At 64.4% G+C, this 3,615-nt stretch carries 2 protein-coding genes and 1 pseudogene; all 3 read right to left on the reverse strand.

Annotated features, from left to right (window positions below; translation table 11 throughout):
- Positions 1-844, reverse strand: a pseudogene (locus I6U14_RS10395) (apolipoprotein N-acyltransferase); the annotation flags it as partial.
- A gap of 150 nt (positions 845-994) precedes the next feature.
- Complete coding sequence (locus I6U14_RS18295) at positions 995-1,576, reverse strand: class I SAM-dependent methyltransferase (protein ID WP_367115655.1); 582 nt, start codon at positions 1,574-1,576, stop codon at positions 995-997.
- 670 nt (positions 1,577-2,246) lie between these two features.
- A complete protein-coding gene (gloB, locus tag I6U14_RS10405) occupies positions 2,247-3,032 on the reverse strand; it encodes a hydroxyacylglutathione hydrolase (RefSeq protein WP_296899106.1) in 786 nt (261 codons plus the stop codon).
- Between the last annotated feature and the right edge of the window lie 583 nt (positions 3,033-3,615).

Genomic DNA, 3,615 nt, shown 5'->3' on the forward strand with positions numbered 1-3,615 from the left:
ACCACGCCTGTCTCGTCCAAACCCACCACGTGGGGTCCACAAGGACGTGGCTCGTGGTGCCAAAGTAGTTTTCAGGCGTGCGCATCACTGCGTCCGCTGCCCACTTGACCGGCCGTCCCACATGGCCCTGGACAACCGCGGCCCGGGGCGGCCCGTCTGCGGGGCGGGTCCACTCAACCCGCCCCAACAGCGCGCCGGCGAGCCACAGCGCGAGCAGCGACGCCAGCGCCGCTGGCCGCGCGACACCGGGGCGGCGCAGCACCACCACGAGCAGCCCGGCGGACACGGCAACGATGAGACTGAGTCCATGCACGCCCACGACCGGCGCCCAGCCCGCCAGGGGCGCCCCGACCAGCGGCAACGAATTGATCTGACCATTGCCCGCAAAGAGCCACGGGAAACCGGTGAACAGCCAACTGCGCACCCACTCCAACAGCACCCACACGGAAGGCAGCAGCAGCAAAGGCCCCACCCACCAGCGCGGCCCGTTGGAATGCGGCCGCAGCCTTGTCACCAGCCAGCCGGCAACGGCATAGAACAGCGCCAGTGCCGCGATCAGCAGCAGCATGAGTATATTCGCCGCCAGCACCGGCATGTTGCCGAACTCGCTCAAACTGATGCGGATCCAGAACACGCCGAAGCCGAGCAGTCCGAGGCCGTAAAACCAGCCCGTGGCGAAGCCACCGCGGCGCCCCTGCGGCAGCAGCAGATAGAATGCCGCGACGCTGAGCGGCGCCGCCGGAAACCAGCCGAAGGGTGCGAAGGACAGCACCATCGCCGCCCCACAAAGGGCAGCGAGCGCCCAGCGCAGTGGCGACAACAGGCGATGGTTCGCGGCAGACATGGGTAACGACGGCAGGTTCAATTTATGCGGCAAGCTCGGCGCTGGACGGCAGCGGCGGTCTCGCATCGGTGCTGGATCAGGGGTTGATGTGGCCTCTGGTACCAGATCGAGCAATCCCGAGCCGCAACATGATAAGCGGACGGTTTCGCGCTATCGGACCACACCGCGATAAGTGCGCACCAACTCCCGGTCAGACAGAACTGTATCTGCCCTGCGACCGAAAAAGTAGTAACTGGACGCGCTATCGTAAGCGCTAGGGCGGCGTGCGAGAATCCAGTCGAAATATTTGATTGGGAACGCCAGAAAGCGCGCCAAAGTACGCAGAGCGGAGCGCGTTCTCGGTTGCGTGGCGAAACCGGATACGAAGCGCTCAATGCTCCATGTCAACGCCATGCCCGGTCCGCAGCTAACGCCGCTCCTGAGCTCGATGAAGCGCCGGGACAAGCGCCGGGGTCCCAAATGCGTGAAGCGGGTGAAATCGTAGGCACCCATGTGCACCTGCGGCATGAACGGCGTTACCGCGTAGACGCATCCATCTGCGCGCAGCACCCGGTGAATCTCTGCGGTGCATCGATATGGGTCTGCTACGTGCTCGAGCACGCTAATGCAAGCGACGAAGTCGAAGCTGGCGTCCTTGAAAGGAATGTCGTGTGCGTCGCAGACCACGGTGGTCAGCGATCCCAAGTCGACGTCCGTGTATACAACATCATGACCAGGGCCGATCTTGAGCACGCTATCGCCGGCGCCAAGCACTAGAATTCGGAGGCGGTGCGGACATTCGGCGCTTATACGAGCGACAGCATCCTCCAGCTCATAGTCGGTGGTGTTGTAAGAAATGCCCGGGACCAACCGACGCAATACTGCCTTGGCCCGATCGCGCCAACTGGAGCTCACCGGACCCCGTTCTACCTGCCCCGTCGTACGAACCCCCTCGACAAAATCCTGTACACGAAAGGCACTCTCCGCATCATTGATGAGAATCGGGCAACCATCCACGAGCGGAAAACGCGTGGCGCAGCCCTCATGGTTGCAGCAGAGCGCTCCCTGACACCTTTCCAAGCGCCCAGCGCAACGCGGACAGCGCAGATATGGTAGAAGATCATCGCTCAAACGCATTGCCGTCATCGAGGATCCTCTTTCCGCTTAGACAACATCCGACTCATGGAACAGTACATCAGGCGAGACGGTGATTGTCTGCCGCCTCATTAGGGAAGCGTCGATTTATTGGCGCTTCCCGTGCGGGGCAGGACGCCCCGCCATTTCCAGCGGCCCAAGTCGCTGAAAATGAAGGAGCCGGGAAACCGCCCAATGTCTACACAGGCCCGGCTCCGTCTGATTTTTGGGCAGGATGCCCAATTAATCAGCATCTCCTTAGAACCCTCAGACATAAGTGCGTGTCCATCTAATCGTAGCGCTCATCCTTCCATCGCCGCAGCGCCGTGAAAACCGCGGTGGCGTCCGTAAGCCGGTGCCCGGCGAAGCCTTCGGCAGCGGAGATCACCGCAGGCTCGTTGGTGCGCAAGAACGGGTTGGTGGCCAACTCCAACGCCAGCACAGAGGGCACCGTGGGCTCGCCGCGCGCGCGCAGGGCCTTTGCGTCGATCATCCGCGCCGCGAGCGCTTCACTTTGCGGCTCCACCCACTCGGCAAAGCCGAGATTGGCGATTGTGTACTCGTGCGCGCAGTAACACAGCGTCTCCGCAGGCAGTGCCGCGATGCGCCGCAGCGACGCCGCCAGCTGCTCGAAGGTGCCGTCGAAGACACGCCCGCACCCCGCCGCGAACAGCGTATCACCGCAGAAGAGCACCCCCTCCCCGAGATAGGCGATATGAGTCGCGGTGTGGCCTGGCACCTCCCGCACGTGGAAGCCGGTGGCGAGGCCAGGCGGTCGGACTTGATCGCCCTCGCCGACGCGCTGAGTCGCCAGGCGAATCCGCGTATCCTCCGGCGCAAACACCATCGCCTCCGGCCAGAGTGACAGCAGGTCGCCGACGCCACCCTGGTGATCGTAGTGGTGATGTGTCAGCAGAATCGCTCCGAGGGACAGTGCGTCCGCGCGCAGACGCTCGATGACGGGCTCCGCATCGCCGGGATCAACCACGGTCGCCCGGTCATGATCGCCCGCACCATTGTGCAGCAGCCAGATATAGTTGTCGTCGAACGCCGGAATCGGCTCGATCTGCAGCATGCTCACCTCGTCTGCATCCGGATTCACTCAGTCTGCCTCTAACGCCGCGCCGGCACGGCCCTGTGCGATGTCGTCGACGCGATCCAGTCGGCGAACGCCACCGGATTGCCGTTGATCGTCAGGGTGCCATTGTCGAGCCGCAGCCCCGCCATGACCCGCCCTTGCTGGGCAACGAGCCAACCTTCGCGCAGCAGTTGCGGCGCCTAGGCCTGTGCCGCCGCGTCCAGCTCCGCAGCCAATGCAGGCGACAGCAGGGCAGCGGACATGCCGCGCAGCCGAAGCTCACGCCGGACCCGGCGAGCCGCGCCGCGAGGATCCGCAGCGGATCGCCTGCCAGGCGGTGCCGCCCTGCACATCGGTCGCTGCTTCGGGCGGCGGCGCGACCCGCAGCTCCGTCTGGGCCGCAACCTTGCCGCACGGCGTGGACAGGGCGAGCGTGCTCAGGAGTCGAGCCATAAAGGCGCCAGCCTCGAAGATAGCACCCCCACGGGCAACATCGTCGCGGCATCGCTCAGGCTCAATGACCAGCCGAGCCCTTCCAAGGGAAGCGCTGATTTATTGGCGCTTCCCGTCCGGGGCAGGA

The organism is Thiohalocapsa sp., assembly GCF_019695415.1.
GTDB lineage: Bacteria > Pseudomonadota > Gammaproteobacteria > Chromatiales > Chromatiaceae > Thiohalocapsa.